Origin of the sequence: Deinococcus marmoris (genome assembly GCF_001949125.1) — a bacterium.
GTDB lineage: Bacteria > Deinococcota > Deinococci > Deinococcales > Deinococcaceae > Deinococcus > Deinococcus marmoris_A.
In genome coordinates this window covers 1-3,140 of sequence record NZ_MSTI01000176.1, presented here as the reverse complement: position 1 = coordinate 3,140, position 3,140 = coordinate 1, and the positions used below count along the sequence as shown (strand labels likewise).

3 protein-coding genes are annotated in these 3,140 nt (G+C 60.4%); 2 read left to right on the top strand and 1 reads right to left on the bottom strand.

The window, feature by feature from the left end:
* Nucleotides 1-106: 106 nt before the first annotated feature.
* Nucleotides 107-211 carry a class III lanthipeptide gene (locus BOO71_RS28540; RefSeq protein ID WP_254843170.1) on the bottom strand — a complete coding sequence of 35 codons (105 nt, stop codon included), beginning with the start codon at nt 209-211 and terminating at the stop codon, nt 107-109.
* Between the two features lie 265 nt (nt 212-476).
* Here BOO71_RS28540 and BOO71_RS25030 point away from each other — a divergent pair, with 265 nt between their 5' ends.
* Together BOO71_RS25030 and BOO71_RS28535 are read left to right on the top strand one after the other, a co-directional pair.
* Nucleotides 477-2,921: a LuxR family transcriptional regulator gene (locus BOO71_RS25030; protein ID WP_217694950.1), complete on the top strand. Its 2,445-nt coding sequence runs from the start codon at nt 477-479 to the stop codon at nt 2,919-2,921.
* Nucleotides 2,918-3,140, top strand: a 223-nt coding sequence (locus tag BOO71_RS28535; RefSeq protein WP_217694949.1) for a hypothetical protein, incomplete at its 3' end; no start/stop codon positions are given. The genes BOO71_RS25030 and BOO71_RS28535, both read left to right, overlap by 4 nt.

The window sequence follows — 3,140 nt, the reverse complement described above, 5'->3', positions numbered from 1 at the left end:
GTGGACGTGGGACGCAGGGCCTGCATGTTCAGAACTTGTTTCATGGTTCACTTCCTTTTTGAATGGAGGCTTGGTGGGGAACTTCAGGCGGTCAGCTTCGGGAACTTCAGGACAGCTGGTTGCTACCGCAGTAGTTGCTGATGGTGCTCCAACTCCCGGCGCGGTCAGTGGACGTGGGACGCAGGGCCTGCATGTTCAGAACTTGTTTCATGGTTCACCTCCTTGGGCTGGGTTTGGGCGTGTCGAGCATCGTGAACTGGCGTTCTCGTTCCTGCTCTTGCCCCAAGTTGTACCGGGCGGCCTGAGAATCAACTGGGACCGTTTTCTGGCCCACCTGGGAATAAGGTGCGGTGCTCTGAAAGGAAAAATGTGCGGCGTGGACGTGATGGCGGAAAATCAGCCGATAATGAGCCATGGGATCAACTGAGGCGTTTGTCCATCCGCAGGCCATAGTTCCTAGGGCTCTGCAGAGCGAGGTGGTTCGTTCGGATCTGCTGGAGCAGCTGGCCGTGACCGGGCAGCCCTGCGTGGCTGTGATTGCCCCGAGCGGGTACGGGAAGACGACATTGCTCGCGCAGTACGCGCGCAGCACGGCCCGCTCAGTTGCGTGGTTGACGCTCGCGGAAAGTGACGTGGAAACAGGGCAGTTGTTTCAGGCCCTTCTGCGGGCACTTCACGCCTTCCCGGAGTTGCAGTTCACGGTAGATGACATTCAGACGCCGTACGAGTTCACAACGCGGTTGCTGGAGCGGCTGGCTGATATGCAGGGCAGTCTTGACCTGATTCTTGACCGGGTGGAACGTGTCACCCGCCTTCAGGGTGCGTGGCTGGGACAACTGGTAGAGGGCCTACCGGACAGGCATCGCCTGATTCTCGCCGGATACGACTTGAACGGATTTCCATTGGCCCGGTTGGTTGCGGCTGGAAAGCTGCACATGCTGACTCACACGCAACTGCGGTTCACGCTTGAAGACACGCAAGCCTTCATGCAGTTACGCGACGCGGCGCAGGATCCGGCCACTGTCCACGGCGCGGTCGAAGGCTGGCCTGTCGGCGTGGCGCTGGCCTGCGCCGACGAGACCACCCATGTTGAACTCGGTGACCTGCTCCAGGACGTCCTTGACCGTCTCCCATCGGAGGTGCGCCGCGCCTTGCCGGAACTCGCGTTGATCGAGGAGTGGAGTGAAAGTACCGGCTCGGAGGTGGGCCTGGCGCTTCCGGACCATTGGTTGCGCACCCTCCGGCAGGCTGGCCTGCCCCTCACCCCCCTGGGACGCGGCCTGTACCGTCCTCATACTCTTCTCGTGGACACGTTGGCCACGGAATTGAAGCGTGATCCCCTGCGTGCCGCGCCCATTCATCAGAGACTGGCTCAGCAGGCTGCCCAGCAGGGCAACCTGACAGAGGCGGTCCGGCACGCTGCTGCTGCGACTGATATTGCCCTTCTGGAAGACAGCGCCGGGATACTTTTCCCGCGCCTGCGCTCCCGACATGAATTTGTCCTGCTCGCAGAGCTAACCGCCGTCCACCCGGCTGCCCCTCCTGGCTGGTGGCAGGAGTACCAGGCTGTCGCGCAGATTGAAACCGGCCAGGTCAATGAAGGCGAAGCGCTTCTTCAAAACCTGGAACGCGCCGCCTCCCTGGGACCACTCGGCTATGCGGCCTTATCGCTTCAGGCCGCCAGACGGGGAGACTTTGAACGTCAATTGCAGTCTGCCGATGCCGGATTGGCGCTTCCGGAAAGCCCGGTTCACTCCGTGTTGATGACGCAACGTGCCTCCGCGCTGATCTCCTTGCAACGCCCGCAGGAAGGGCTGGCCGTCTGCCAGCAGATGGCGGCCTCTGCCCAGCAACGTGGCGCCGTCCTGGAAGAGGGAAATGCCCTGCACATGCAGCAGTACGCCCTGATGATGCTTGGACGCTGGGAGGAACAGGAATGGGCGCTCACCCGTGCACGTGCCCTGTTCGTCGCGAGCGGTCGGCATTCCAGCGTCCTTCAGATTGATCAGCAACTCATCGGCATTCACCTGCTGTATGGGCGCATTGATGAGGCAGAAACCCTCTTGCAGGAAGCCATTCCAGTCGCTGCACGCAATCAACTGGTCTTGCTGCCTACCCTGCTGCTTTCAAAAGCGCATCTGCTTCTTGCACGCGGCGAATTCAGCGACGCGGCCGAGGCGATCGATACGGCGCAGGCCCAGCTTCAGGCGCTGAATCTGCCCGTTCTGCTGCCCTTCGTTCATTTTGAACGGTTCGACTTGTACAGCGCTGCTGGACAGCGTGAACTGGCCCAGGAAGCCTTCGAATTGGGCGTCACGACCTCCACCACAGCTCTGCTCAAGAACCTCTATGTCCCGTTCTACCAGGGCCTCCAGGCATTCGATCAGCAGGACTGGCCTCGCGCCCGGCTCGCACTGGACCAGGCGGCGCAGCATGGAGCCGAACACAGTCATCAATTGCGTGCTGCGGCCTTGCTGGCCGCTATTGACCACGCCACTGGCGCAACTGAAACTTTACATCTTGCTGCTGCACGTGAATTTTTCAGTACGTTCGACGCCGCCGTGACCTGCAGTGCTGATCGGCACCGACTGAATCCGCTGGTCAGCGCCCTTCGGGGCACACTGCCCGACCATCCGCTGGCACGACTTGAACCAGTGTTCAATACGCCGGTTGCGTCCGGTTTCAGGTTGCTGGTGGATACCCAGGTACGCCTGACCCTGGCCGGACAGGACATCAAGCTCCCGCTTAGTAACCAGTTGTGCGGGTCGGTGGTGCCGAGGGGAATCATGCGCTGGGAGCGCATTCTGTGGGTATGCAGACCACACTCCCCCCGACGACTGACATCATCACACACCTTTTCGTTCGCGTTGATGACCAGCTCGGCCCAGTTCCCCGCCATCCCCTGGCGAAGCTCCACGTGAGTGAGATCGTCGCCCTGGGGTTATTGTTTGGGCTCAAAGGAACCGGATTCAAGGGATTTTACCGTTGGATCAGCCGTGATTATATCTCGCTGTTTCCAAATCTCCCTGAGCGCTCGCGTCTATCGCGTCTCATCACCAGATATGCCGCTTTGTGCGCTGAATTTCTGGGTGAGCCGTCGTTCTTCACAATCATTGACTGCTATCCGATTGAGCTGATTC

Excerpts from the sequence above, each read along its gene's own strand:
- BOO71_RS28540 (WP_254843170.1), bottom strand. The coding sequence starts at position 211 with ATGAAACAAGTTCTGAACATGCAGGCCCTGCGTCCCACGTCCACTGAC.